Raw genomic sequence first — 25675 nt, 5'->3', positions numbered from 1 at the left:
TGCGGAGCCTAGCCGAGTGCCCATATGCTCACCCGCTGTCTGACACAAGCAGGGGGAGACGGGGAATGACGCAGCCGCCGCAGGGTCCGTGGCGTCCGAACGGACCGCTGCCGCCACCGCGGGCGACGCCGCTGCCACCCCGTCCCGGCGGGTACGGCCCGCCGCCCGGCCAGCACCTGCAGCGCCCACCGACCCGGCCGTACCCGATCCCGCCCGGCATGCCGCCGGGGCCACCGCCCGGCCAGCACCCACCGCAGGGCCAGTACCCGCCACCCCGTCAGTTCCCGCCCCCTGGTCAGTTCCCGCCGCCCGGCACGTACCCGCCGCCTGCCCGGCCGCCGTGGCTGCAGTACCCGGGCCACCAGCACCTGCTGGCGCCCCGCAGGAAGTCGAACACGGCCGCTCTTGTCGGCACGCTGCTCGTGGTGGTGCTGCTCGGCGCGGTCGCGATGGTCGGCGTGCTCGCCATGAACGACAAGGGTGACAGCGTCGCCGACACCGGCTACGACGACTCGGCCACCACGACGACCACCTCCTCCGACTCGTACTCCACCTCGTCCGAGACAACGACAACGCCGCCGACGACGACAACAACCACCGACGAGCAGACCACGGACGACACCCCCACGGAGACCACGCAAGCCGGCCCGCGGCCGGTGTACGCGCTGGCGGACAACCCGCTGTTCGCGGGCGACGTCGGCACCCCGGCGGTGACGTGCAACCTGACCCGGTGGGAGACCAGCCCGGCCGGTGCGGCGGCGTTCTTCCAGAGCGCGCTGCCGTGCCTGGACGCGGCGTGGCAGCCGGTCATGGAGTACCAGGGCCTGCCGTTCTTCACGCCGGGTCTCGCGTTCCCGGAGGGCACGGAGTGGTCGAGCCCGTGCGGTGACGTGTCCGCGGGCGGTGGCGCGGTCGCGGCCTTCTACTGCAGCTACGACAACACGCTGTACATGCCGTTCGCCGGGTTGCAGACGGAGATGTACGGCGCACGGCCCGGCGTGTACCTGGCGGTGCTCGCACACGAGTACGGGCACCACGTGCAGGCGATGAGCGGTGTCATGGACACCTACTGGGACGCCAGGTACAACGCGGGCGCGGACACCGAGCCAGGGCTGGAGCTGTCCCGCCGGTTCGAGCTGCAGGCGCAGTGCCTCTCGGGCATGTTCCTGGCGGCGACGTACGGCCGAGGCTCGGTGGACGACAACATCCTCACCGAGGCCCGCACCACCCAGGACCGCGGCGACCACAACCCGGGCATGCCCCGCGACCACGGCAGCGACGAACACGCCATCGCCTGGTGGGAGCAGGGCGCACAGCTGAACCGCACCTACCAGTGCAACACGTGGCTGTCACCGCCGGAGGACGTGTCCTAGGCGGTCCGGTACAGGTCCCGGACCTCGGGGAGCGGCCGGAACCCGGCTGAGCGGTAGGTGGCGACGGCGCCGACGTTGCTACTCGGCGTGCAGACGAGTGCGCTCGACGACCCCATCTCCCGCAGCGCGGCCGCCGCGGCGGCGGAGATGGCCCTGCCGTGGCCATGACCGCGGTGGTCCCGGTGCACGCCCATCGGCTCCAGCAGGCCGGGCTTCCCCGGACCTGCCGACCACACCGTCACCGTCGCCACCGCGTTGTCCCGGTCGTCGTACGCGACCAGGGACCGGGCGTCGGCGTACGGCAGTCCGGCCGCCATCGCGTGCCTGCGTTCGCCGGTGAACGTCGACCGGTCGAACGAGGCCCGCACCACGGCGGCCTGCACGTGCGCCAGCTCCGGTCCGGCCACCTCGATCCGCACGGCCGGGGCCCGCACCGGCTCGGTGAGGTCGCGGCGCAGCGGCGTCCACGGCTCGTCGGCCTGCCAGCCGTGCTCACCAAGCAGGTCCTGGACCAGCACGCCCGTGGGTGCCTCGACGTTCACCTTCCCGGCGGGCAGCACGCCGCGGCCGGGTTCGGTGAGGTCCTCGACCAGCCGCCGCGCCAGCTCCTCGTCCTGGTACGCGTCCGGCGCGATCGTCATCCGCAACAGCTCGGGCCCGTCGAGCATCCCGACGGCGAGAACCCGCCCGTCCCGGCTCCAGGTGCGGACGGCCGCGGCCGTCGCCGCCGCACCGAACCGCCAGAACCAGCCCACGTCCCCCGGGTGCAGCTGCATCGGTGCCCCGTCGTGCTGCCACTCCCGCAGCGCGCCCACCGCCTCGCCGAGACCGTCGACCCCCGGTGTGCCCAACACGATCGCCATACCCGCGATCACACACCACCGCACCGGCCGCGGGCACGTGGTTTCAGGCCAGGCGCAGAGCCGTGGGGAGGCGGGTGGTGCGCGGGCCCCGGCGCAGGAGGAACGCGTAGCCCGCGCCCGCCATGCCGCTGACCACGATCAGCAGGAGCCCGAGACCTTCGCCGTCCCTGCTGTCGCCCACCGCCGCGTCGGCCGCGTGGACGATCAGGTCCTCGGTCAGCGGTCCGTCCGGGACGGTGACGTCGACCGGCTCACCCTTGGCGTGGCCGCAGCCGTCGAACTTCGCGCGGTGGACCTTGCCCGCTGCCGTGAACGCCACCGTCTCCGGCGCGCCGACCCGGTCGCAGGACACCCCCGCCACCACGGTCGCGAGGGTCGGGGTGCCCACGTCCTCCTGGGACTCGCCGAACAGGCCGACGGCGCTGACCAGCACGGCGATCAGTGTTCCGAGCACGACGACCCCGGTGCCCGCCGCCGCCCACCTCAGGTAGCCGGGTGGGATGAGCACGCCCCAGATCCGCACGCGGTGATGGTCCCAGACACCCACCGCGATCCGACAGGTCAGTCGTCTTCTTGTGCCCGCGTGACTTTCTTGACGTAGAGCAGCCGGTCGCCGACCTCCACCGCGTCGGCCTCCGGGTGGTCGACGCGGTACAGCTTCCCGGCCCGCACCACCCCGAGCACGATGTCCGGCAGGTGCCTCGGCGACCCGCCGATCTCGCTCTCCTCGACGTCCCGCTCGGCGATCGCGAGCCCGGACTCCGGCGTGATCAGGTCCTCGACCATGTCGACGACCGTCGGCGTGTGCGTCGCCATGCCGAGCAGCCGGCCCGCGGTCTCGCTGGACACCACGACCTGGTTGGCGCCGGACTGGCGCAGCAGGTGCACGTTCTCCGCCTCCCGCACCGCGGCCACGATCTGCGCCTTGGGCGCCAGCTCGCGGGCCGTGAGCGTGACCAGCACCGCGGAGTCGTCGCGGTTCGCGGCCACGACGACCGCCCGCGCACGCGGCACCCCGGCGACGCGCAGCACGTCGGAGCGGGTGCCGGACCCGTGCACGGTGACGAGGCCGAGCGCGGACGCCGCCTCCAGCATCGCGTGGTCGGTGTCGACCACCACGATCTGCTCGGGCTCCACGCCGTCGGACAGCACGGACCGCACCGCGGAGCGGCCCTTGGTGCCGTACCCGACGACCACCACGTGATCGCGCACCTTCGACCTCCATCGTTGCAGCTTGAACGCCTGGCGGGACCGTTCGGTGAGCACCGCGAGGGTGGTACCGACCAGGACGATCAGGAAGAGGACCCGCAGCGGGGTGATGACCAGGACGTTGACCAGCCGCGCCGACGAGGTGACCGGCGTGATGTCGCCGTAGCCGGTGGTCGAGAGCGACACCGTCGCGTAGTACACGCAGTCGAGGAACGACAGCCCGTCCCCGTTGCCGTCGCGGTAGCCGTCCCGGTCCAGGTACACGATCAGCACGGCCGCGAACAGGGCGACGACCGCCCAGACGACCCGGCGCACGATCGCCGTGATCGGGCTGACCGTGCTCTCCGGCATGCGGATGACGCCGACCAGCGAGTGGTCCGGCCGGTCGGTGAGCCGGTCGGCGAAGCGCAGCTTGCGCAGGCGCCGCTGTGGGGCCTCGTCTGGGCTGGTCACGGTGGGGAGGTTAGCCGCTAGGGGCCGCCACGCGCGTGACGGCCCCACGGATCAGCGGGGCTCAGTAGTAGGTGATGTCCCAGTGGTTGCCTTCGTTGTAGTAGACGTTCCCGGCGGCCGAGCGCCACTTGCTGCCGCCGATGTAGCTGAAGTTCCGCTTGATGTACCCGTTCACGCAGGACGTGATCGCGATGTCGACCTTGTAGCCGTTCCAGTGGCTGTAGGTCCCGGACGCGTGCCCGGTCTCGGTGCCCCCGGTGACGGTCACCTTGCAGCGGCTGGACTTCTTGAACGTGACGATCCCGCTGATGGTGCCGGACTTGATGCCGCTGAACGAGGTGCAGGTCGGCTTGTTGCGGTTGCTGCAGTGCCCGCTCGACGTCCAGCCGATGCCGGCCGCCTTCAGCTTGGCGGCCGCGGCCTTGTGGCTCAGCTCCTTGCCACCCGCCGAAGCGGGCGACGCCACGGCGACCGCCATGCACAGCGCCACCACCAGCACACCCAGTGCCTTGCGAACCATGTGTGTCCTCCTCGGTTTGCTGCCCTTGCGCGGGCAACGTCGCACCGCCCGGCGGAGGAGAGGACGACATGTGCACGATCGGCAAACCACGCTGCACACATGTGAAACGTCAACACCCGGTGGGGCGATACGGGGCACGACAACGGATCTCGCCGTTCTTTCTCTGGGGGTTTCATGACACGTCCTGCTCGCACGAGAACCGCGCTGCTGGTGGCGGTGACCGCCGCCGCGCTGGTCGGTGCGCCGGGCACCGCGTCGGCCGCGCCACCGGGTGCGGCCGACGCGGTACCGGCCGACACCGGCGTCGTGTCCATTGGGGACGCCCGCGCCCGCGCCGGGTTCGGCACGGGAGCGAGTGGGCTGAACGCCCGCGCTGCCACCGGTTCGGGCGCCGTGTCCGCCGCCGCGGCCGGGTCGGGTGGCTCGGCGTTCACGTCGATGACGCCGACCCGCGTGCTCGACACCCGCAACTCCGGCGGGGCACTCGGCCCTGGCGGCACCCGGGCCGTCGACCTGTCGTCCCGCGTGCCCGCGAACGCGACCGCGGTCGTGCTCAACGTGACCGGCGTGTCGCCGACGCTGAGCACCGTCATCACCGTGTGGCCGGCTGGTGAGGAACGGCCGGAGGCGTCGACGCTCAACCTGCGCGCCGGGGAGATCCGCGCGAACGCGGCCACGGTCGCGCTCGGCCCGGAGCGGGCCCTGGCGTTCCGCAACAACTCCGGCACCACCCATGTCGTCGCCGACCTCGCGGGCTACTACGCACCGGCCGCGGCCGCGAAGTTCACGTCGCTGTCGCCCGCGCGCGTGCTCGACACCCGCGACTCGGGTGGGGCGCTCGGCCCGGGTGCCACCCGGACCATCAACCTGTCGTCCCGCGTGCCTGCCACGGCCACGGCGGTCACCTTCAACCTGACCGGCGCGAGCGCGACGCTGAGCACGTTCGTCACCGCGTACCCGGCGGGCCAGGCGCGGCCGCTCGCGTCGAGCCTGAACATGGTGCCCGGCCAGGTCACGCCGAACCTCGTGACCGTCGCGCTCGGCACCAACCGCAGCGTCACGCTGCACAACAACTCCGGCAGCACGCACCTGGTGGCCGACCTCGCGGGCTACTACGCCACCGACCGGGGCGACGCGTTCTACCAGATGTCGCCGTTCCGCTGGTTCGACACGCGGTTCGACGTGCCGGTGGGCTCTGGCGAGACCTGGTGGTTCGGGTTCTCGGAGGTCGTGCCCGCCTCGGCGTCGTCGCTCGTGTTCAACCTGACCGGCACCGCCCCGACGGCCTCGACCTACGTCACCGCGTGGCCATCGGACACGGCACAGCCGACGGCGTCGAACCTCAACCTGGTGCGCGGCCAGACGGCGGCGAACATGGCGACCGTGGCGTTCGGGACGCAGAAGCGGCTCGACATCTTCAACAACGCCGGGTCCGTGCACGTGATCATCGACGTGGCAGGCTACTTCGCGCCGCCGCCCGTCGTCTGCGCCGCGAACTGCGTGCACTCGTGGGGCGCGAACAACAACGCCCAGCTCGGCGTGGGCACCCTGGGCGGCTACTCAGGCGAGCCGGGCCGCGTCGACGGCAACAGCCAGTTCACCTCGGTCGCGGGCGGCATCAGCAACGGCTACGGGCTGCGCGACGACGGCACGGTCTGGGCGTGGGGCACCAACGGCGCCTCGGGCCTCGCCAACGGCGTCGGATACGGCGTGGCGGTCAAGCCGGTGCGGATCAACGGGCTCACGAATGTCCGGCAGATCGCGATCGGCGCCTACAACGGCTACGCGCTCGACCAGGACAACAGGGCCTGGTCGTGGGGATACGCGGGTGACGGCGAGCTGGGCAACGGCTCGGTGACACAGGTGAACACCCCGGTCCCGGTGGCCCTGCCGAACGACGTCCAGCAGATCGCGGCCGGGCACCTCACCACGTTCGCGCTGCGGTCGAACGGGACCGTGTGGGTGTGGGGCGCGAACGGCGGTTCCTTCGGCAACGGCACCTACGGCACCGGCTGCGACACCACCCCCGTCGGCCCCGGCTGCCGCGCGGCGACGCCCATCCAGGTGCCCGGCCTGACCGGGGTCGTCTCGATCGCCGCGTCCTACAACGCGGCGTTCGCCGTGAAGTCGGACGGCTCGGTCTGGGCGTGGGGCTTCAACGCGGAAGGCGAGCTCGGCATCGGCACCGCGGGCGGCCCGGGCTGCTACGCCAACCCGCTCCGCACCGACTGCATGGCGCTGTCGCCGGTGCGGATCCCGGGTCTGGCGGGCGTGAGCAAGATCGTCACCGGCGGCACCTCGGCGACCTACGCGCTGATGACCGACGGCACCGTCCAGTCGTGGGGCTACAACGCGGCAGGCCAGCTCGGCAACGGCACCACCGGCGGCGAGTGCGCCGACGAGACGGTCCCGAACTGCGTGCGAACCACACCGGGCCCGGTCACCGGCCTGACCGACGTCGTGGACGTGGCGGCGGGCGGCTCGTTCGCGATGGCCCGCCGCGCCGACGGGACGCTGTGGACGTGGGGCCAGAACTCCCAGGGCCAGCTCGGCGGCACGTGGTCCCCGAGAGATGTGCCGGCGCAGGTCCCCGGAGTGAGCAGCGTGACGGCGGTCGGCACCGGTCTCACCACCGCGTACGCGATCTACTGACCGACCATTCTCGACGGTCGTGAGGGTGCGGACAGGGACCATGAATGTCCCTGTCCGCACCCCGTCGCGACACCAGCCACAGCCCGCGAAGCGGGCGTGCTCAAGGACAACCAGGGCGCCGAAGCTGCGTCGTTGACCTGCGGAAACCGCCAAAACCGCCGAACCCGGCCGGAAAGCAACCCCCACCCTGTCCCGGGGGCGTCCCGCCTTGCCAGCTTACCGGTACCCCCCGACAGTGCGGGCGTTGTCGATCTTGCCTGTGGACAACCGCATCGGCTGTGGACAACTCGGCTTCGCGAGCCGGTCGCTGTCGGGGTCGTCTGTTGGCATGTCCCCATGAACGAACCGCGATCAGCTGTGCGGGATGCCCCGCAGCAACGTCCGCAGCGCGGGCGCGTCCATCAGGTCCACCGGCCGCAGCGTCACGTTGGACCGGACGTAGTGGAACGCCGCGCGCACCTGCGACACCGGCACCCCGTTGAGGCTGGCCCACGCCAGCCGGTACGCGGCGAGCTGCACCGACAACGCGGGCAGTTCCTCCTCCGACGGCACCGCGCCGGTCTTCCAGTCGACGACGGTCCACCCGCCCTCCCGGTCGGCGAACACGGCGTCCAGCCTGCCGCGCAACGTCATCCCGTCGACGTCGCAGGTGAAGGACACCTCGACCGCCGATGGCGAGCGTTCCGCCCAGTCCGACGCGTCGAACGCCTCCTGCAGCGCCTCCAGGTCGGCATCCGGCGCGGCGGCCTCGTCGGCCGAGCCGGGCAGTTCGTCCAGGTCGAGCAGGGCGCGCGAGCCGAACCGCTTCTCCAGCCACGAGTGGAACGCCGTCCCCCGCCTCGCCACGGGGTTCGGCGGGAACGGCAGCGGACGGCGCAGCCTGCGCGCGAGGGCCTCCGGGTCCCGCGCCAGTTCCACGAGCTGGCTCACGGAGATCGAGTCGGGCAGCGTCACGTCCTCGCGCCGGTTCGCGGCCGCCGCGCGCTCGGCGAGGAGCACGTCCGTGTCCGCCACCCAACCGTCCGGGTCCGCTTCGAGCGCCAGCTGCTCCCCCGACCGCAGCGCCGCCAGCTCGGCGCGGACCAGCTCCGCCGCGTCCTCGACGTGGCGGCGCGCCGGCGACAGCGGGTCGGCGGGCCACAGCGCGGTGCGTTCCGCGGTGGCGAGCGGGTTCTCCTCGTGCTCCGGCGGCTCGGCCGCCATGTGCTCGACCGACGCGACCCGTTCGTCCATCGTGGCCACCGCGTTCGCGACCTCGGTGAAGAAGTCCGACGGCCCCTTCGGTTTGCTGCCGGTCCGACCCCACCAGTGCGCGGACACCAGCAACGTCCGCTCCGACCTGGTGAGCGCGACGTAGCAGAGCCGCCGCTCCTCGACGAGGTCACGCACGGCGAACGCCTCCGCGTGGTTGGTCAGCTCGACCTCGATCTCCTTGCGGTTGCCCGCGTTCGAGAGGTCCAGTGTCGGCAGGTCCACCGCGTCGCCGCGCAGCGCGGCGGGCAGCTCGGTCACGGCGCGCAGCCAGCACGACGTCCGCTTCCGGCTGGGGAACACGTCGTTGACCAGGTGCGGCACCGCGACGATCTCCCACTCGAGACCCTTCGCGCTGTGCACGGTCAGGATCTGCACGCGGTCCTCGGCAACCTCCACCTCACCCGGCTCGAGGCCGTCCTCCGCGCTCTCGGCGGCGATGAGGTAGTCCAGGAGGGCTCCGAGGCTGGCGGACGGGCTGGCCTGCGCGTAGTCGGACACCACGTCGGCGAACTTGTTCAGGTGGGCCCGCCGCGCGCCGCCGACCCTGGCGGTCGCCTCGACGTCGAGCAGCATGGCGCGTTCGACGTCCGCGACCAGCTCGGGCAGCGGCTGGTCGAGCCGCCGCCGCAGCATCCGCAGCTCACCGCCGAGCGACCGGATCCGCCGGTACCCCTCCGGCGAGTACCGCCCCGCCTCGCCGGGGTCGTCGATCGCGTCGACCAGACCGGCCTGCTCGGCACCCTCCGGCGGCACCATGTCGACAAGTCGACCTTCGCCGTCGGGCCGGTAGTCCTGCCCCAGCTCGGCGGCACGCTTCCACAGTGCGGCGAGGTCGGCCGCGCCGAGCCGCCACCGCGCGCCGGTCAGCAGCCGGGCGGCGGCGGCACCGGCGAGCGGGTCGATCAGCACGCGCAGCGCCGAGGTCAGGTCGCGCACCTCTGGTTCGTCGAGCAGGCCACCGAGACCGACCACCTCGACCGGCAACCCCCTGGCGCGCAGCGCGGTCGCGATGTCGCTCATGTCGGCACGGCGCCGCACCAGCACCGCGGCGGTCGGCGGCCGGTCCCGTTCGTCCGAGATGAACCGCCACCGCTGGGCGATCTCGTCGGCCAGCCACTCGACCTCCGTCACCGCGTCGGGGAACAACCCGGCGCGGACGTCCGCCGGCCCTCGGCCCTCGGGTGCCCGCAGCTCGTCGACGTCCAGCCCGGCGCGCCGCAGCGAACCGGAGATCGCGTTGGCGAGCGCCAGCACCTCGGGTGGGTTGCGGAAACTCGTCAGCAGGCCGTAGCGGGTGGCGGGTACGAGCTTCTTGTTGTCCAGCTTGGGAAAGTCGGTCGCGAACCGGGGCAGGTTCGCGGCACTCGCGCCGCGCCAGCCGTAGATCGCCTGCACCGGGTCGCCCACCGCGGTGACGGGCATCGGTTTCTTGCCGCCGAACAGCGACCGCAGCAGGATCCGTTGCGAGTGGCCGGTGTCCTGGTACTCGTCGAGCAGCGCGGTGCCGTAGCGGGCGCGTTCCCCTTCCGCCACTTCGGGTTGGGTGTCCGCGAGCTGCGCGGCCAGGGCCATCTGCTCGGCGAAGTCGAGCGCGCCCTCCTTGCGCTTCGCGTCGCCGTAGGCAGCCACGAGCGGCAGCATCGCGATCCGGAACCGTTGTGTGGCAACGACTTCCTTGAGGTCCTGCGACAGCTCGGCACGCTGGCGGGGGCCGCGCGGCGCGTTCTCGATGGTGGTGGCGAGATCCTCGCCGTACTCACGCAGCCGGTCGAGGTCGACGAGGTGCTCGGCCAGATCGCCCGCGAGTTCGAGGAGGTACCGGGTGACCGTGACCGGCACCCGTTCGGTCTCCAGGTCCTGGGTCCACGTCGACACGACGCGGTGCGCGAGCTGCCAGCACGCGGTCTCGGTCAACAGCCGCGCGCCGGGCTCCACCGGCAGCCGCAACCCGTGTTCGGCGACCAGGCGGCCCGCGTAGGCGTGGTAGGTCAGCACGGTCGGCTCGCCCGCGTACAGCTCGGCGAGCAGCTGCCCGCTGGGGTCGAGCCGGTACGGCAGCCGCGAACCGGCGAGCCTGCGCAGGCGCGAGCGGACCCGGTCGGCGAGCTGGCGGGCGGCCTTGCGGGTGAACGTGAGGCCCAGCACGCGGTCCGGGGTGACGATGCCGTTGGCGACCAGCCACACGACGCGCGCGGCCATGGTCTCGGTCTTGCCCGCGCCCGCACCCGCGACGACCAGCGCGGGGTCGGTGGGCGCGGCGATCACCTCGGCCTGCTCGGCGGTCGGTGCGGGCAGTCCGAGTTCCTTCGCCAGTTCTCTCGGCGAGATCACTCGGTGACCTGCCGCCCGCTGGCGTGCATGGGGCAGCTGACCCGGACCGGGCAGCGCGGGCAGTCCGGGTTCTGCTTGGCCCGGTACTCGGGCCCGGTGCTGGCGGCGGCCGCGTCGGCGACCACGCCGGTCCAGTGCTTCACGCCGTCCTCGCCGACCGGGTCCTGGTTGCGTTCGGTGGCGGCCTTCTTGCGGTTGGCCTTGGCGACGTACAACAGCCGCGCACCACCGGGTTCGCTGTCCAGGCCGAGCTTCACGAACGCGCCGTACGCTGCGGCGAGCTGGTACACCGCGAGCTGCGGGTGCTCGCGGGCGTCGGCCTCGGTGACCGCGTTCTTGCCGGTCTTCACGTCGACCACCACGGGGTGGCCCCCGTTGTCGGCCTCCAGCCGGTCGACGCGGCCGCGGACCCGCACCGGCGGTTCGGTCTCCGGGATGTCGACGGTGAAGTCGTGTTCGACCGCGACCTGTGTCAACTCACCTCGGGTCGCCGCGACCCAGGAGAGGAAGGTGTCAAGCATGGCGTGAACCCGTGCCCGCTCCCGGCGGGAGAACCAGGGCGCACCCGCGTCGACGGCGTCCCACGCGCGGTCCAGCTCGGCCCGCAGGTGCACCTCGTCGGCGCCGGACGCGGCGGCCTGCGCGAGCGCGTGCACGAGCACACCGGTGATCGACGCCAGCTCCGCGGGGTCGGTGCCGCCGTGCCGCTCGACCACCCAGCGCAGCGGGCACTTGGCGAGTGTCTCGACGTTGGACGGCGACACGGTGACGCGGTCTTCCTTGGCGCGCAAGGGATCGGTGGTGGACAGTTCGGCGAGCCCGTACCAGGTGCCGGGGTTGGCGCCGGGCACGCCCGCATCGGCGAGACGCGCGAGCTGGCGTGCGGCGGCGCGCCTGCGGTCCTCGGGTGCGTCGGGGTCGCAGACCGCGCGGCGCAGGTCGCCGACGAGGTCCGCGAGCACGAGCGCACGGCGGGTGCCACCGAGCGAGGTGGGCCTGCCCGCGTCCGCCAGTTCCTCGATGTCCACACCGGACAGTTCGGCGAGGAACCGGGACGGCTGCTCGTCCTCGCCGCGGATGGCGGACACGAGCAGCCTGCGGCGGGCGCGGCTCGCGGCGACGAGCAGGAGCCTGCGTTCCTCGGCGAGCAGCGGCGCGGTCGCGGACATCTGCGACTCCGCGGTGTCGTCGAACCCGGCCAGGCGGTCCACGAGCCGTTCGACGCCGAGCAGCGAGCCACGCAGCCGCAGGTCCGGCCAGGTGCCCTCCTGCACGCCGAGCACGGCCACGACCGTCCACTCGCGACCGACGGCGCCGTGGGCGGTGAGCACGGAGACGACGTTGTCGCGCTGCGCGGACGGGGCGAGCGTGTCGCCGACGATCCGTTGTGCGGCGAGGAAGTCCGCGAAGCCGGTGACGCCGGCGCCGGGGAGGCGGTCGGCGTACCTCGCGGCGGCGTGGAACAGGCCGACGATCGCGTCGAGGTCGCGGTCCGCCTGCGCGCCAAGGGTTCCGCCGCGGTGCGACTGCGCGACCCAGCGCGGCTCGAGGTTGCTCTGCTGCCACACCAGCCAGAGCACCTGCTCGATGCCGACGTTCTCGGCGATCGCCTGGCGTGCGGTGGCGAGCAGCCCGGCGACGCGGCGGACGCTGGCGGCCTCGGCGTCGTCGAGCGCGGTCAGGAGGTCCTCGGACTTCAGGACCTCGACGAGCAGCTCGTCGGAGGGCCGATCCTGCCCGGCGGCGAGGTCGAGCCTGCGCAGCCCGCGGCGCAGCCTGCGCACGGCGAGCGGGTCGGCGCCGCCGAACTGGCTGGTCAGCAGCATCTCCGCGCGTTCGGGGTCGAGCAGTCGCGGGTAGGTGGCGACGCGCAGCAGCTCGAGGAACGGCCGCACCGCGGGCTGTCGCGCCAGCGGCAGCTCGTCGGCGTCGGTCGCGACCGGTACGCCCGCGGCGGTGAGCGCGCGGTACAGCACGGGCGCGGAACGGGTGACGGACCGGCACAGCACGGCCATCTCCGACCACGGCACCCCGTCGATGAGGTGCGCGCGGCGGAACTGGTCGGCGATCCACGCCGCCTCCGCCGCCTCCGTCGTGTGGAGGTGCACGTCGACGCTGCCGCCTGCGCGGGAGTTCTCGACCTCCGCACGCGGCGCGGGTCGCTGCGGCGCCGCGCCGGGCAGCCGCGCGGCGAGCCGGGCGACGGCCTCGCGGACCGCGGGTGCCATCCGGTGCGGCTCGCGCAGCACGACGGTGCCGCCCTGCGGGTCGGTGTCGGCGAGCAGCCGGGGATCGGCGCCACGGAAGGAGAACACGGCCTGGTCGGGGTCGCCGACGAGGACGAACTCCTTGGCGGCCAGGCCGAGCCGGGCGAGCAGCCGGTACTGGAGCGGGTCGAGGTGCTGCGCGTCGTCGACGAGCAGGTACCGCACCCGGTCCCGTTCGGCGGCGAGCAGCGCGGGGTCGGTGTCGAACGCGAGCACCGCGCTCGCCACCAGCTCGGCGGCGTCCAGCGCGGGCGCCGACTCCTGGGCCACCGCGCTGTCCGCGGCCGACGCGAGGAGGTTGACCTGCTCGTACTGCAGCGCGAACCGGCCGACGGCGACCCATTCCGGCTGTTTGGCTTCGCGGCCGAGCTTGACCAGGTCCTCTGGCCCGAGCCCGCGCTCCGCGGCCCGCAGCATGAGGTCGCGGAGCTCCTCGGCGAACCCGGGCACGGTGAGCGCGGCCCGGAGCCGTTCCGGCCAGTAGCCGACCCCGTCCTCGACGTCCCCGGCGAGCAGCTCGCGGACGACGGCGTCCTGCTCCGGCCCGGACAGCAGCCGCGGTCCCGGCACGTCCCGCAGGTGTGCGTGCAGCCGCAGCACGGAGAACGCGTACGAGTGGACGGTGCGGACGAGCGGCTCGCGGACCGTGCGGGGCACGTCGTCGGTCTCGTCGTGCTCGGTGACCATCCGCGCGACCGCGGCGCGCACCTCGGTCGCGGCCCGCCGGTTCGCGGTGATGATGAGCAGCTGTTCGGGATCCACGCCACCACGCAGGATGCGGTCGGCCGCGATCTCGGTGATCAGGGTCGTCTTGCCGGTGCCGGGCCCGCCGAGGACGCGGACGAACCCGTCGGCGCCGTCGAGCACGCGCCGGACGGCCGGTTCCCACCGGGTCTCGACGCGGGGGGCAACCGGCCGGCGAACGAGCCGGGGAGCCGGCATGTTCGTGGCGACCACGACGACGATGGAACCACGCCGGGCGCGCGGGGTCGCGGGCGGCACGCCGTCATACTTGGACCGTGGTGTCCGAGGAGCTGCACGAGCGCGTGCGGGAGATCATCAGGTCGATTCCGCGTGGCCGGGTCGCGTCGTACGGTGACATCGCGGCGCTGGCCTCGGCCCCCACACCGCGCCTGGTGGGGCGCATCCTGTCCGAGGACGGCCACGACCTGCCGTGGCACCGGGTGCTGCGTGCCAACGGCACACCCGCGCCGGGCCTGGCGCGGCGCCAGCTGGAGCTGTTGCGCGCGGAGGGTGTGCTGGCGGACGGCGAGAAGGTCAGCATGCGCGAGTACCGCTGGCGGCCTTAGGGCCGCTGGGCGAGGACCACGGCGTCGACGCCGCCGCCAGCGACGCGCGGCCGCTCCTCGGCGACGAGGAACGTCCAGCCACCGAGCGCGCCGACGGCGTCGTCGACGGACACCTGCACCTGCCCGGCCGCGGCCGTCGCCGCTCCGGTGGCCGGGTCGACGGGCTGGTGCCCGGCGAGGAGCAGTGTTCCGCCAGGCGCGACCCCGGATGCCATCCGCCGCACCATCTCGGTGACCGACCCGGCGACGTGGACGTAGAGGCAGACGACGAGGTCGTAGTGGTTCTGTTCCGGTGCCCAGACGCCGAGGTCTCCTTCGACCCAGTCGACCCGGTCGGCGAGCCCGGCGGCCTCGGCGGCCGCACTGGCGTGCGTGAGCGCGGCAGCAGAGAAGTCGACGGCGGTGACGTGCCACCCCCGTTCGGCGAGCCAGAGCGTCTCGGCCCCGTGCCCGCACCCGGCGTCGAGTGCCTTACCTGGCAGCAGGTCCATCGAGGTCAGGTAGGCGCTGGGCGGCCGCTGGGCGACCACGTCCGCGTGCTCGCGCAGTACACCCGACCAGCGCTCCTCCCAGAACGCCGCGGCACCAGGATCCGTCATCGCCGATCACCTCCCGGCCCATCGTGCCCACTCCGCGCCCGGACGGCACGCGATCTTGCCGTTCCGGCAACACGCCCCGTCCGGGTCAGGAGGTCGTGAGCTCGACGAGGCGGCGGGCGAGGAAACGACGTTCCGCGTCGGTCGGCGCCTGGTTGAGGGCTTCCTCGTAGGCCTCGCGTGCCTCCTGGTGCCGGGACAGGCGGCGCAGCAGGTCCGCGCGGGTCGCGGCGAGCAGGTGGTAGCCCGGCAGCTCCGCACGCAGGTCGTCCACGAGCGCGAGCCCGGCGGCGGGACCGTCGACCTCCGCGACCGCGACCGCCCGGTTCAGCTCGACCACCGGAGACGGGTTGAGCTCCGCCACCAGCTCGTACAGGTCCGCGATGCGCCGCCAGTCGGTGTCCTCCGCGTGCCGTGCCATGGCATGACAGGCCGCGATCGCCGCCTGCAGCTGGTAGGGACCCGGGTCCGCGAACATCTCGTCGAGCACCGCGAGGCCCTCGTCGATCATCGCGCGGTCCCACCGGGTGCGGTCCTGCTCGGCGAGTGTCACCAGGTCGCCGTGCTCGGTGCGGGTGGCGCGGCGAGACTCCTGGAACAGCATCAACGCGAGCAGCCCACCCGCCTCCGAGGAGGGCAGCAACGAGACCAGCACCCGCGCGAGCCGGATCGCCTCGGTGGCCAGCTCCCGCCGCTCGGTCGAGTAGCCCTCGTTGAACAGCAGGTACAGGACGCCGAGCACCCCGGCCATGCGTTCCGGCAGCAGCTCGGCAGGCGGCACCCGGTACGGGATGCGGGCGTTGCGGATCTTGCGTTTCGCGCGGACGAGCCGTTGCGCCATCGTCGCCTCCGGCACGAGGAACGCCCGCGCGATCTCCGGTGTCGTCAGCCCGGCGAGCGTGCGCAACGTCAACGCGACCTGCGCCTCCAGCGGCAGCGCGGGATGGCAGCAGGTGAACATCAGCCGCAGCCGGTCGTCGGGCACGGCGTCCTCCTCGGCTGGTGGGGAGTCGTCCTCGAGGACGGGCGCGAGCCGCCGCAGCCGCCCGGACTCGGCGGCGCCCCGGCGGAGGCGGTCCAGCGCCCGGTTGCGTGCGGTCGTGGTGAGCCACGCCCCGGGACGGCGCGGCACGCCGTCCCGGGGCCAGGTGGCCAACGCGCTCGCGAAGGCGTCGGACGCGCATTCCTCGGCGAGGTCCCAGTCCCCGGTGACGCGGATCAGGGTGGCGACGACCTGCCCCCACTCGGTGCGGAAGGCCTCGTCGACGGCGTCCGTCACTCCCATACGGGACGCAGCTCGATCGCACCGAACTTCGCGACGGGGTGCTTGGCTGCGATGTCCACGGCCTCGTCGAGGTCGGCGCACTCGATGATGTCGTACCCGGCGATGAACTCCTTCGTCTCGGCGAACGGCCCGTCGGACACGAAGGTGCCGCCCTCCTTGGGCCACAGGGTGGTCGCGTCGCTGAGGGGTCGCAGCCTGCTGCCTTCCAGTCGCCGCTCCCCGGTCTCGGCGAGCCAGGTGTCGGGACTGCCGTCGCCGGTCAGGTCGGGGTCGGCGCACACGAACATCAGGAAACGCATGGGTCAGTCCTCCCAGAACGGCCGGATCTCGATGGGAAACCGCCCGGCCTCAGGGTGGGTGGCGGCGAGGGCGATGGCGTCGTCCAGGTCGGCGCACTCGAGCACCTCGACCCCGGCGATCCACTCCTTGGTCTCGGCGAACGGCCCGTCGGACCGCAGCACACGCCCGTCCCGCACCCGCACGGTGACCGCTTCGTCCGGTGGCCGCAGGAGCGTGCCGGCCCGCCGACCGCCCCGCGCCTCGACGTCGACCAGCCAGGACAGGAACGCGGGCTGGGCGTCGATCTCGGCCGGGCTCGCAAGCTCGGCCCCGTCGTCGGTGATCATCAACATGTACCGCACGTGTACCTCCAGGAACGGCTGCCGCTGTGCAGCCTCTCACCCCCTCGACGCAGCACCCCGCGGAAATCGACACCGCGACGGTTGTCGATTCCGCGGGGTGGCGGCGTCGGGGTGGAAAGGAGAGGAGACACGATGTACGTCCCGACCGTGCTGACGCAGCCCCCGACCCGGGAAACGGAGACCGAGCTGGGAAAGCTGGCGGCCCGCTGGTCCAGCAGACCGAAGAACGAGGCACCGGCGCATGGCGAACCGAGGAGCCGAGAGACCTCACGAAAGCCCGGCCCACACAAACTCCGATGGCCGAAATCCCGCAAACCAGCCGGAACGCAACCCCCACCCTGACCCGGGGGCGTCCCGCCATGCCAGTCTATCAGTGGAGGGCGGCGATGTCACGCACGCGAGCCCGATTGTGGATAACTCACCCTGCTGTGGATAACCGACGTCCTCGCAGGTCACGTTGTCGGTGGGGTGCCGTAGCGTGGTGACCGGGGGCCGGAGGCCGGCCCCTCACTCCACCAGCTTGTCGTCCGCGGTCGTGCGGTGTGCCAGGTGTTCCGCCGGGATCTGGTCCAGCCGCCCGGCCTGGAAGTCCTCGAAAGCCTGGACGATCTCCTCGCGGGTGTTCATCACGAACGGGCCGTACCTGGCCACCGGCTCGTTGATCGGCGCACCGCCCAGCACGAGGATCTCCCACCCCGTCGGCGAGTTCGCCGGTTGCGTGTCCGCCGCCCGCACCGACAACGCGTCGCCCAGGCCGAAGACGGCCAGCTGACCTTCCTCAAGGGGCCTGCCGGCACCCACCGTGCCGCGGCCGGACAGCACGTACACGAGCGCGTTGTAGTCCGCGGGCCATGGCATCGCGAGCCGGGCACCCGCACTGACCGTCGCGTGCAGGTACGTGATCGGCGAGTGCGTCGCACCGGGACCGTCGTGGCCGTCCAGCGAGCCCGCGATGACGCGGACTAGCGCGCCGCCGTCCTCGCTCGACAGCAGCGCGGCGTCGGTCGCCTGGATGTCCTGGTAGCGGGGCGTGGTCATCTTCAGCGCGCGCGGCAGGTTGACCCACAGCTGCACACCGTGGAAGAGGCCGCCGCGGGCGACCATCTCCTGCGGGGGCACCTCGTTGTGCAGGATCCCGGCCCCGGCGGTCATCCACTGCGTGGCGCCGTCGGTGATGAGACCGCCGCCGCCGATCGAGTCGGTGTGCTGGAAGGCGCCGTCGATCATGTAGGTCACCGTCTCGAAGCCGCGGTGCGGGTGCCACGGGGCACCCTTCGCCTCACCGGGGCCGTACTCGACGGCACCCATGTGGTCCAGCAGCAGGAACGGGTCCGCCAGCGCCAGGTCGACGCCGGGGAACGGGCGGCGCACCTGGAAACCCTCGCCCTCCAGGAACTTCTGCGCCGTCACCACCTTGTACGGCTCGCGCCAGGCCGGGTCGGCAGGCACGGAAAGACGGGGCAGGGTCAGCGTGTCCGCGGTGATCGCCGGCATGTCGCGCCTCCTGGGACGAAACGGTACCCACCACAAGGTAGTTGCGTCCTCAATTATTCCGCCTCGATACAGTGCGCAGCCATGTGGCGACAGCTCGGGCTGACGTGGCTCGTCGGCTCCGCGATCACCGGCACCCTGGCGGTGCTGTTCACCCACGACACCGACGGGTTTCCGTTCCGGCCGCTCGAGATGTTGTCGCCGGGGTCGCTGTTCACGCTCGCCGTGCTGCTGTTCGCGCTCGGCGTCGCCACGCTCGCGATCGGCTGGCGCACCCAGCACGCGAGCTGGCTCCCGAACGGCGGCCGCGGTGTGCTGCTCTGGACGATCCTCGTCGCGGGCGGCGGGCTCGCGGGCTGGGGATACGCGGCCGCGGTCACCTTCTACGCCGAGTTCGCGCCCACCGCGCAGCTCGTCCTGGCCTACACCTGCGGCGGGCTGCCGTTCGCGCTGGTCGCGGGTCTGCTGGCGAAGCCCAAGCGCATGAACATGGCGGCCGCGTTCCTCACCGCCGTCGCGCTGTTGATCGGGTTCGTACTGCTCGAGGGCAGGCCCTCGATCCTGATCCTCTACCTGCAGATGATGTTCGGGCCGCTCGCTACAACGTGGTGATGTGCCGCGCGGCCCGCTCCAGGCCGCGCATCGACTGTTCCGTCGAACGCGGGTGCAGCGCGTGCACCGCGAGCCGGAACAGCAGCGCGTGCAACAACGCCTGTGGCCACTCCGCCAGGTGCGACCACCGCTTCGGCAGGCCCTCGTCCGCGCCGCCCCACGCGAGCGCGTCCACGACCACGACCCCCGCGGCCCACTCGGGCGGGCGGTGGAACGCGGTGAAGTCCACGATGCCGGGCGCGGCGTCCCCGGCGAACAGCACGTTGCCGAACAGGTCCCCGTGCACCACCTGCGCGCGCAGGTTCAGCGGCTTGCGGGCTCCGGAGATCACGTCGAACAGCCGCCCGCCCAGCCCGGGGGTCAGCGGCGCCTCTTCCTCCCCGGCCGCGGCGCGGTCGGCCATCGCGAACACGTCGGCCCGCAGCGTGAGGAAACGCGGCGGGGGCAGGTCGGCGGTCGCCTTGTGCAGCCGCAAGGACGCGGCCACAACCTCGTCGTAGCGCGGTTCGGGACGCCCATCGAGGTGGCGGAACGCGATCCACCCGCCGACCACGTACCGGCCGTCGCTCGCCCGCAGCGGGCGGCCGATGCGCAGATCGGGCACGTGCAGCTCGGTCAACGTCTGCGCGACCCACGACGCCTCGGCCGGGTTCGTCACCGGCCGCAGCGCGGTGTCGCCACAGCGCCACAGCGGACCGTTGCCGACCAGTTCCGGCACGCTGTCCTTCGCGCCGAAGGCAGCACGCACGTGCTGGGGCGGCGGGGCAGGTGGGGACGCAGTCACGTCCAGGCACGCTACCCCGCCGCACCACTACACGTCGTGCAGGTCACGCCGCCGTGCGCGTCGCTGACCCGAATGGACGAGCGAGGTCAGTAGGTCGGCAGGCTCGAGTCGACGTCCCGCGCCCAGCCGAGCACACCGCCACCGACGTGCACCGCGTCCTTGAATCCGGCCTTGTGCAGCGCGGCGAGCGCCTCCGCGGACCGGGCGCCGGACTTGCAGTGCAGGACGATCGGCTTGTCCTGCGGCAGCGTCGCGAGCGCGGCGCCGGACAGAATCTCGTCCTTCGGGATCAGTACCGCGCCGGGGATCTTCACGATCTCGTACTCGTGCGGCTCGCGGACGTCGATCAGCGCGAAGTTGTCGCCCCGGTCGAACTTCTCCTTGAGCTCACGGGGCGTGATCGTGCTGCCCGCGGCGGCCTGCTGCGCGTCGTCGGAGACGACACCGCAGAAGGCGTCGTAGTCGATGAGGCCCTCGATCGGCTTGGTCTCGGGGTCCTTGCGGATCTTGATGGTCCGGTACGACATCTCCAGCGCGTCGTACACCATCAGCCGTCCGAGCAGAGGTTCACCGATCCCGGTGAGCAGCTTGATCGCCTCGGTGACCATGACCGACCCGATCGACGCGCACAGCACGCCCAGCACGCCACCTTCGGCGCACGACGGCACCATGCCGGGCGGCGGCGGCTCGGGGTAGAGGTCGCGGTAGTTCAGGCCCTGACCGTTCGGCGCGTCCTCCCAGAACACGCTGACCTGGCCCTCGAACCGGAAGATCGAGCCCCACACGTACGGCTTCCCGAGCAGCACCGCCGCGTCGTTGACCAGGTAGCGGGTCGCGAAGTTGTCCGTCCCGTCCAGGATCAGGTCGTACGGGCGGAAGATGTCCAGCGCGTTGTCGCTGGTCAGCTGCTCCTGGTGGAGGATGACGTCGACCAGCGGGTTGATCTCGGCGATCGACTCCTTCGCCGACAGCGCCTTGGGCTTCCCGACGTCCGAGACGCCGTGGATGACCTGGCGCTGCAGGTTCGACTCGTCCACCACGTCGAAGTCGATCACGCCGAGCGTGCCGACCCCGGCCGCGGCCAGGTACAGCAGCGCGGGGCTGCCGAGCCCACCCGCCCCGACGACCAGGACCTTCGCGTTCTTCAGCCGTTTCTGCCCGTCGACCCCGACGTCCGGGATGATCAGGTGCCGGCTGTAGCGCGCGACCTCGTCCTTGGTCAGCTCGGCGGCCGGTTCCACCAGTGGTGGCAAACCGCTTGCCATGGGTTCCTCCTCGACGCGTGACTGGATGACTCCAAGTCTCCCCGCGTACAACGCGATCGTCCCACCCGCTCTTCCGCGAGTCCCACATCGCGGGAAGCACGCCATGAAAGACGCTTTCCGGGCATCGGTCCGTCAGGCCGGTGGCTGGGCCTGGGGGTTGGGCCACTGGTTGACGCGGCACGTCTTGCCGTCGGCCCGCACCGGGTCCGAGTTGCCGACCTGGTCGTTCAGGCGGGCCACGAAGTCGTTGTTCACGCCGAAGGTCTGCTGCATCATCACGGGCGCGAGCCCGCCCTCCTCGGCACAACCGACGTGCCCGTTGCCGAACGCGTGCCCGATCTCGTGGTTGATGGCGTACTCGCGGTACGACCCGATGTCGCCGCTGAAGGCCAGCGCCCCACGCACCCACCGGGCCAGGTTGATCATCACGCGCTTCTCGCTGCGCCGCCAGCACGACGACTCGTACGTGATCGAGTACCCGCAGAAGTCCGGCCGGTGCACGGTCTCTGGCGTGGAGAGGCTGATCCGGATGTCCGGGTCGGCGTCCCCGTCGACACGCTGCACCGACACCTGCCCGGTCGACGTCCACCCACGCGGGTCGGCGAGCGTCGTGTCGACGAGCCGCCCGAACGAGTCGATCCCGCCGTAGGGCGCGAGGTCGATCCCCTTCTCGATCTCGATCGTGTACGTGTAGAGCTCGCCCGCGTTGCCCACGCGCGGCGTGGTGCCGGGAACGACGTCCCACTCGCCCTGTCCCGCCTGCGGGAAAGCCGCGCCGGGCGGCAGGTCGGCGGTCGGGATCTTCAGGTCCTGCGGCTTCGCGGGCTTCTCGCTGACCCCGGGGCCTTCCTGCACGTCACCGGTGTTCTGCGGGTCGTCGGCGGCCACCTGGTCCTGCGCGGCCCGCGTGTCAGTGCTGTCCTCACCGGCGGTCTGGACCACCACGAGCGCGGTGATCGCCACCAGCACCGGGACCGCGTACACGCGCCAGCCATACGTCGCGAGCACGCCCTGCTTCTTCTTCGGCGCCTTTTTCCTCGGCCGCGTCTCGGGTCGCCACGAGGCCGCGAGAGGCTCGCTCGACGTGCGGCGTTCACCTGCGCGGTACCGGTCCTGTACCCGCTTCGTCACGGGCCCAGGGTGCCACACTCCGGAAACGACACCGATTCGCACGGCGCGTCGGAGTGACGTTTCACACCGGGGTGAACCCAGCTCACCAGTTGCCCGTGTCGACCTGTTCCCACATGCCCAGCACCGCCCGCGCGACCGTGGCAGGCCGCTCCATCTGCGCGACGTGCCCGGTCCTCGGCAGCACCAGCAGCCGCGCCCTCGGGATGAGCCGGGCGGTCCTCGGCGCCTTGCGGACGGTCACCAGCTTGTCGTCCGTGCCCCACACGACCAGAGTCGGCGCCGTGATCCGCGGCGCGAGGGTCCACATCGACCTCGACCTCGGCACCAGCCACGACCGGAACAACCCGATCGTGCTGCGGGCGAGCGCCGGGTTGGCCCACACCTGCCGCGCCCGCTCCGCGAACTCGGCCGCCGCCTCGTCCTTGCGGGACTGCGGCACCCGCGCCACGTCCGCGAACACCAGCCGCAACAGCTGCAGCACGCGCTGTTCCACGGGCACCGCCGCGAGCCTGCGCCGCACGGACGCGCCGATCAGCGGCAGGTAGGCGATGGCCAGGCGCGGGTCGGACATCCGCGAGAAGCGCGGCCGCAGGTCGGGCACCGCGGGCGACACCAGCGTGAGGGTGCGGATCAGGTCGGGGTGGTCGGCGGCGACGTTCATCGAGATCGCACCGCCCATCGAGTTGCCGAGCAGGTGCACCGGGCCGACACCGAGCCCCCGGATGAACCGCGCGACCGCGTCCGCGTGCGCCGCGATCGAGTAGTCGAAGCCCGGCTGCGGCTCCGACCTGCCGAACCCCGGTAGATCCACCGAGATCCCGGGTACCCGGGAGGAGAGCTGGGCGGCGAGGTCGGTCCAGTTCGTGGCCGAGCCACCCAGTCCGTGCACGTAGACGGCGGTGGGGGCGTCCTCGGGGCCGGGGGTGACGCGGATGTGCATGCGCACCCCGCCCGAGGTCCGGTCCTCTCCCGGCCACGGCGGGATCGACATGTCGACGGCCGGCAGGACCGCGTCGGACAGCGGGACGTAGGTGACGGGAGGGCGTGATTCGGTGCCGGTGCTCACCCGTCCAGTGTCCATGACTCTCCCGAAGTCGCATTACCGGCGAGTAAGGTCGTGGCCACGGGTCGGCAACCCTGGCCCGCGACGGACGTGGAGGGGCGAATGTCGGAGACGATTCAGCACGGACTGGCCGGGCAGGCGAACCGGGCCGCGCGGCTGCCGCGCACCGCTCGGCGCGCCCAGCTGCTGGCCGCCGCCCAGGACGTCTTCGCGGCGAACGGGTACCACGCAGCCGCCATGGACGAGATCGCCGAGCGCGCCGGTGTCTCCAAGCCGGTGCTCTACCAGCACTTCCCCGGCAAGCTGGAGCTGTACCTCGCGCTGCTCGAGATCCACGTCGACGAGCTGATCATGCGGGTGACCGACGCGATGGAGTCGACCACGGACAACAAGGTCCGGGTGCAGAACGCGGTGACCGCGTACTTCGACTTCGTGGACGGCGAGAGCCAGGCGTACCGGCTGGTCTTCGAGTCCGACCTGCGCGGCGAGCCGGTGGTGCAGGCCGCGATCGACCGCGGCACCGACGCGTGCGTGCAGGCCATCACGAGGACCATCACCGCCGACGCCGGCCTGGACGAGGAGCCCGCGCGGCTGCTCGCGGTCGGACTCGTCGGCATCAGCCAGGTGGCGGCCCGTTCGTGGCTCGCCGACGGCAGGACGATGGCCAAGGAAGAAGCCGTGGCGCTGATCAGCACCCTGGCCTGGAAGGGCATCGGCGGCGGCTTCCCGCTGCAGCAGCCTTAGTGCTCTGAGGAGTAGATTCGGCCAAATGCCAGAAGCAACCGGCAACGCGACAGGTGACGCGAGACGGGACCGCTGGCGCTCCCACCGGGCAGCACGGCGAGCGGAGTTCGTCGAGGCGGCCATGCGGGCGCTGGCGGAACACGGCCCGGACGTCGGCATGGACCACATCGCCGCCGAGGCGGGTGTCACGAAACCCGTCCTGTACCGCCACTTCGCCGACAAGGCCGACCTGTTCGTCGCACTGGGGCACCGCGGCACCGAGATCCTCTTCGACCGGCTCATCCCGGCGCTCAACAACGAGGAAGCCCCGGTCCCGCGCATCCGCAAGAGCCTCGACGCGTTCTTCTCCACCGTCGAGGAGTACCCGCACCTGTACCGCCTGCTGGTCCGCCGCTCGCTCGCGAACCGGCCGGTCGAGCAGGACATCGTCGCGGAGGACAAGGAGCTGATCGCGCAGGCCCTGTCCGCCCTGCTCGGCGACTACCTGCGTGCGATGAACATGGACTCCGGCGCGGCGGAGCCGTGGGCGCACGGCATCGTCGGGATGGTCCAGAACGTCAGCGAGTGGTGGCTGGAGCGCCGCACCATGAGCCGCGACGCGGTGGTCGAGTACCTGACCCAGATCATCTGGGCCGCGATCGACGGCTTCACCAGGGCGAACGGCGTCACGCTCGACCCGAACAAGCCGCTGGAGCTGAACCGGGTCGTGAAGCTCTCCGAGGCGCACCCGAACGCGGGCTGAGCACTGCCGGGGACGAGACGCAGAAGGGCAGGACCGGACGGCCCTGCCCTTCGTCGAAGCTCACTCAGTTGGTGACGAAACCGACCTTCCGAGAGTCGGCCGTGCCGATCTCCACGTACGCGACGCGCACGGACGGCACCAGGTATAGGCGGCCCTTGTCGTCGGTGAGCGCCAAGGTTCCCGACGAGTCCTTCAACGCGTCGGTCACCAGCGACTCCACCTCTTCCGGAGTCTGCGAGCTGTTGATCAGCAGCTCCCGCGCGGTGTCCGCGACTCCGATCTTGACCTCCACGCTGAACCTCCATAAACCCCGGCTGAATCAATCGTCGCTCGGCGAGCTACGAGCTTCGCGACCCTGCAAGGCTAGCCGAGACCGAGCGCGGTCATCCGCTTGCCATGTTGCTGTTGCAACCGCCGGAAGAGCGCGGCGATTCCGGCGAGGTCTCCGGTGCCGGTGACGATCAGCTCGGCGAGCCCGTCCCGCTCGGCCACCACGTACTGGGCCTGCGTGAGTGCCTCACCCAGCAGGCGGCGCCCCCACAGCGTGAGCCGGTCGCGCACCGTGCGGTCCCGTTCGATGGCCGCCTTCACTTCGCGCTGGGCGAACGCCGAGTGACCCGTGTCACCCAGCACCTCGAGCACCAGCGACGAGGTCTCCTCGTCCAGCCAGGACGCGATCTCGCGGTACAGGTCGGCCGCGAGCCCGTCGCCGACGTACGCCTTGACCAGCGACTCCAGCCACGAGCGCGGCGCGGTGGACGCGTGCCAGGTGTCGAAGTGCCCGATGAACGGGCGCATCGCGTCCTGCACGTCGATGTCGTGCTCGGCGAGGTACCGCTCGATCCGCTGGTAGTGGCCCATCTCGGCCGAGGCCATGGCCGACAGCGCCGCCCGGCCCGCGATCGACGGCGCCGTGCGCGCGTCCTCGGCGAGCCGGTCGAAAGCCGACAGCTCGCCGTACGCGAGCACTCCGAGCAGGTCAACAACACCGGGATCGATGACAGCGTCGCGCGGCTCACTCACAGCCGCTCCTCGCAGGCTCCGAGCGGCCTGTCCGTGTCCGATGGTTCGCTCCGCAAGCTCCGCTCA

23 protein-coding genes are annotated in these 25675 nt (G+C 72.0%); 6 read left to right on the top strand and 17 right to left on the bottom strand.

From position 1 onward, the window contains the following. Positions 1-65: 65 nt before the first annotated feature. Complete coding sequence (locus FHR82_RS37800) at positions 66-1373, top strand: neutral zinc metallopeptidase (RefSeq protein WP_184815417.1); 1308 nt, start codon at positions 66-68, stop codon at positions 1371-1373. Here the strand turns inward: FHR82_RS37800 and FHR82_RS37795 are convergent. From FHR82_RS37795 to FHR82_RS37780, 4 genes are all read right to left on the bottom strand, one after another. Beyond that, on the bottom strand, positions 1370-2236 hold the full coding sequence (locus FHR82_RS37795) for a GNAT family N-acetyltransferase (protein ID WP_184815416.1): 867 nt from the start codon (positions 2234-2236) through the stop codon (positions 1370-1372). The genes FHR82_RS37800 and FHR82_RS37795 overlap by 4 nt on opposite strands. A 43-nt stretch (positions 2237-2279) precedes the next feature. Beyond that, on the bottom strand, positions 2280-2759 hold the full coding sequence (locus tag FHR82_RS37790) for a hypothetical protein (protein ID WP_184815415.1): 480 nt from the start codon (positions 2757-2759) through the stop codon (positions 2280-2282). 38 nt (positions 2760-2797) lie between these two features. After that, on the bottom strand, positions 2798-3865 hold the full coding sequence (locus tag FHR82_RS37785) for a potassium channel family protein (protein ID WP_184815504.1): 1068 nt from the start codon (positions 3863-3865) through the stop codon (positions 2798-2800). Positions 3866-3959: 94 nt separating this feature from the next. After that, positions 3960-4418, bottom strand: a complete 459-nt coding sequence (locus FHR82_RS37780; protein WP_184815414.1) for a hypothetical protein — start codon at positions 4416-4418, stop codon at positions 3960-3962. 174 nt (positions 4419-4592) lie between these two features. On the opposite strand from FHR82_RS37780, the gene FHR82_RS37775 reads away from it, so the two are divergent. Next, positions 4593-7070, top strand: a complete 2478-nt coding sequence (locus tag FHR82_RS37775) for an RCC1 domain-containing protein (RefSeq protein WP_184815413.1) — start codon at positions 4593-4595, stop codon at positions 7068-7070. A gap of 351 nt (positions 7071-7421) precedes the next feature. On the opposite strand, the gene FHR82_RS37770 is transcribed toward FHR82_RS37775, so the two are convergent. Together FHR82_RS37770 and FHR82_RS37765 are read right to left on the bottom strand one after the other, a co-directional pair. Next, positions 7422-10655, bottom strand: coding sequence for an ATP-dependent helicase (locus tag FHR82_RS37770; protein WP_184815412.1), 3234 nt, complete (start codon positions 10653-10655; stop codon positions 7422-7424). Then, positions 10652-13864, bottom strand: a complete 3213-nt coding sequence (locus tag FHR82_RS37765) for an ATP-dependent helicase (RefSeq protein WP_184815503.1) — start codon at positions 13862-13864, stop codon at positions 10652-10654. Before FHR82_RS37765 ends, FHR82_RS37770 begins: the two co-directional genes overlap by 4 nt. Positions 13865-13944: 80 nt before the next feature. On the opposite strand from FHR82_RS37765, the gene FHR82_RS37760 reads away from it, so the two are divergent. Continuing rightward, the gene (locus FHR82_RS37760; RefSeq protein ID WP_184815502.1) at positions 13945-14232 is read left to right on the top strand and encodes an MGMT family protein; all 288 of its coding nucleotides are present in this window, start codon (positions 13945-13947) and stop codon (positions 14230-14232) included. Here FHR82_RS37760 and FHR82_RS37755 read toward each other — a convergent pair. The 5 genes from FHR82_RS37755 to FHR82_RS37735 form a co-directional block, all read right to left on the bottom strand. After that, the gene (locus tag FHR82_RS37755; RefSeq protein WP_184815411.1) at positions 14229-14831 is read right to left on the bottom strand and encodes a class I SAM-dependent methyltransferase; all 603 of its coding nucleotides are present in this window, start codon (positions 14829-14831) and stop codon (positions 14229-14231) included. The two genes, FHR82_RS37760 and FHR82_RS37755, sit on opposite strands and share 4 nt — an antisense overlap. Positions 14832-14916: 85 nt before the next feature. Next, positions 14917-16113, bottom strand: a complete 1197-nt coding sequence (locus FHR82_RS37750) for an RNA polymerase sigma factor (protein ID WP_184815410.1) — start codon at positions 16111-16113, stop codon at positions 14917-14919. After that, positions 16104-16412: a YciI family protein gene (locus FHR82_RS37745; RefSeq protein ID WP_184815409.1), complete on the bottom strand. Its 309-nt coding sequence runs from the start codon at positions 16410-16412 to the stop codon at positions 16104-16106. Before FHR82_RS37745 ends, FHR82_RS37750 begins: the two co-directional genes overlap by 10 nt. 3 nt (positions 16413-16415) lie before the next feature. Beyond that, complete coding sequence (locus FHR82_RS37740; RefSeq protein ID WP_221464813.1) at positions 16416-16745, bottom strand: YciI family protein; 330 nt, start codon at positions 16743-16745, stop codon at positions 16416-16418. A gap of 516 nt (positions 16746-17261) precedes the next feature. Then, positions 17262-18248, bottom strand: coding sequence for a pirin family protein (locus tag FHR82_RS37735; protein WP_184815407.1), 987 nt, complete (start codon positions 18246-18248; stop codon positions 17262-17264). An 81-nt stretch (positions 18249-18329) separates the two neighbouring features. Between FHR82_RS37735 and FHR82_RS37730 the strand changes: the two genes are divergently transcribed. Further along, positions 18330-18857 (top strand): hypothetical protein, encoded by a 528-nt coding sequence (locus FHR82_RS37730; protein WP_184815406.1) that lies wholly within the window; start codon positions 18330-18332, stop codon positions 18855-18857. Here the strand turns inward: FHR82_RS37730 and FHR82_RS37725 are convergent. The 4 genes from FHR82_RS37725 to FHR82_RS37710 form a co-directional block, all read right to left on the bottom strand. Then, positions 18844-19641, bottom strand: a complete 798-nt coding sequence (locus tag FHR82_RS37725; RefSeq protein WP_311771464.1) for a TIGR02569 family protein — start codon at positions 19639-19641, stop codon at positions 18844-18846. The two genes, FHR82_RS37730 and FHR82_RS37725, sit on opposite strands and share 14 nt — an antisense overlap. 86 nt (positions 19642-19727) lie before the next feature. Further along, the gene (moeZ, locus tag FHR82_RS37720) at positions 19728-20906 is read right to left on the bottom strand and encodes an adenylyltransferase/sulfurtransferase MoeZ (protein ID WP_184815405.1); all 1179 of its coding nucleotides are present in this window, start codon (positions 20904-20906) and stop codon (positions 19728-19730) included. A 132-nt stretch (positions 20907-21038) separates the two neighbouring features. After that, positions 21039-22037 (bottom strand): DUF3152 domain-containing protein, encoded by a 999-nt coding sequence (locus tag FHR82_RS46855; RefSeq protein ID WP_311771463.1) that lies wholly within the window; start codon positions 22035-22037, stop codon positions 21039-21041. 82 nt (positions 22038-22119) lie between these two features. Then, a complete protein-coding gene (locus tag FHR82_RS37710) occupies positions 22120-23118 on the bottom strand; it encodes an alpha/beta fold hydrolase (RefSeq protein WP_184815404.1) in 999 nt (332 codons plus the stop codon). Between the two features lie 84 nt (positions 23119-23202). Here FHR82_RS37710 and FHR82_RS37705 point away from each other — a divergent pair, with 84 nt between their 5' ends. Beyond that, positions 23203-23844: a TetR/AcrR family transcriptional regulator gene (locus tag FHR82_RS37705; protein ID WP_184815403.1), complete on the top strand. Its 642-nt coding sequence runs from the start codon at positions 23203-23205 to the stop codon at positions 23842-23844. 25 nt (positions 23845-23869) lie between these two features. Continuing rightward, positions 23870-24586: a TetR/AcrR family transcriptional regulator gene (locus tag FHR82_RS37700; protein WP_184815402.1), complete on the top strand. Its 717-nt coding sequence runs from the start codon at positions 23870-23872 to the stop codon at positions 24584-24586. A gap of 64 nt (positions 24587-24650) precedes the next feature. Here the strand turns inward: FHR82_RS37700 and FHR82_RS37695 are convergent, their stop codons facing one another. Together FHR82_RS37695 and FHR82_RS37690 are read right to left on the bottom strand one after the other, a co-directional pair. Continuing rightward, on the bottom strand, positions 24651-24878 hold the full coding sequence (locus FHR82_RS37695) for a DUF3107 domain-containing protein (RefSeq protein ID WP_184815401.1): 228 nt from the start codon (positions 24876-24878) through the stop codon (positions 24651-24653). Between the two features lie 71 nt (positions 24879-24949). Then, positions 24950-25609 (bottom strand): ferritin-like fold-containing protein, encoded by a 660-nt coding sequence (locus FHR82_RS37690; protein ID WP_184815400.1) that lies wholly within the window; start codon positions 25607-25609, stop codon positions 24950-24952. Positions 25610-25675 lie beyond the last annotated feature (66 nt).

The organism is Actinophytocola algeriensis, assembly GCF_014203735.1.
Taxonomy (GTDB): Bacteria; Actinomycetota; Actinomycetes; order Mycobacteriales; family Pseudonocardiaceae; genus Actinophytocola; species Actinophytocola algeriensis.
This window is presented reverse-complemented; position numbering and strand designations above follow the sequence as displayed.

Coding starts and splice junctions, on each gene's coding strand:
- FHR82_RS37780 (WP_184815414.1), bottom strand. CDS start 4,418: ATGGTTCGCAAGGCACTGGGTGTGCTGGTGGTGGCGCTGTGCATGGCG.
- FHR82_RS37730 (WP_184815406.1), top strand. CDS start 18,330: ATGTGGCGACAGCTCGGGCTGACGTGGCTCGTCGGCTCCGCGATCACC.
- FHR82_RS37745 (WP_184815409.1), bottom strand. CDS start 16,412: ATGCGTTTCCTGATGTTCGTGTGCGCCGACCCCGACCTGACCGGCGAC.
- FHR82_RS37795 (WP_184815416.1), bottom strand. CDS start 2,236: ATGGCGATCGTGTTGGGCACACCGGGGGTCGACGGTCTCGGCGAGGCG.
- FHR82_RS37800 (WP_184815417.1), top strand. CDS start 66: ATGACGCAGCCGCCGCAGGGTCCGTGGCGTCCGAACGGACCGCTGCCG.
- FHR82_RS37700 (WP_184815402.1), top strand. CDS start 23,870: ATGCCAGAAGCAACCGGCAACGCGACAGGTGACGCGAGACGGGACCGC.
- FHR82_RS37755 (WP_184815411.1), bottom strand. CDS start 14,831: ATGACGGATCCTGGTGCCGCGGCGTTCTGGGAGGAGCGCTGGTCGGGT.
- FHR82_RS37740 (WP_221464813.1), bottom strand. CDS start 16,745: ATGTTGATGATCACCGACGACGGGGCCGAGCTTGCGAGCCCGGCCGAG.
- FHR82_RS37705 (WP_184815403.1), top strand. CDS start 23,203: ATGTCGGAGACGATTCAGCACGGACTGGCCGGGCAGGCGAACCGGGCC.
- FHR82_RS37750 (WP_184815410.1), bottom strand. CDS start 16,113: ATGGGAGTGACGGACGCCGTCGACGAGGCCTTCCGCACCGAGTGGGGG.
- FHR82_RS37775 (WP_184815413.1), top strand. CDS start 4,593: ATGACACGTCCTGCTCGCACGAGAACCGCGCTGCTGGTGGCGGTGACC.
- moeZ (WP_184815405.1), bottom strand. CDS start 20,906: ATGGCAAGCGGTTTGCCACCACTGGTGGAACCGGCCGCCGAGCTGACC.
- FHR82_RS37735 (WP_184815407.1), bottom strand. CDS start 18,248: ATGCCGGCGATCACCGCGGACACGCTGACCCTGCCCCGTCTTTCCGTG.
- FHR82_RS37710 (WP_184815404.1), bottom strand. CDS start 23,118: ATGGACACTGGACGGGTGAGCACCGGCACCGAATCACGCCCTCCCGTC.
- FHR82_RS37765 (WP_184815503.1), bottom strand. CDS start 13,864: ATGCCGGCTCCCCGGCTCGTTCGCCGGCCGGTTGCCCCCCGCGTCGAG.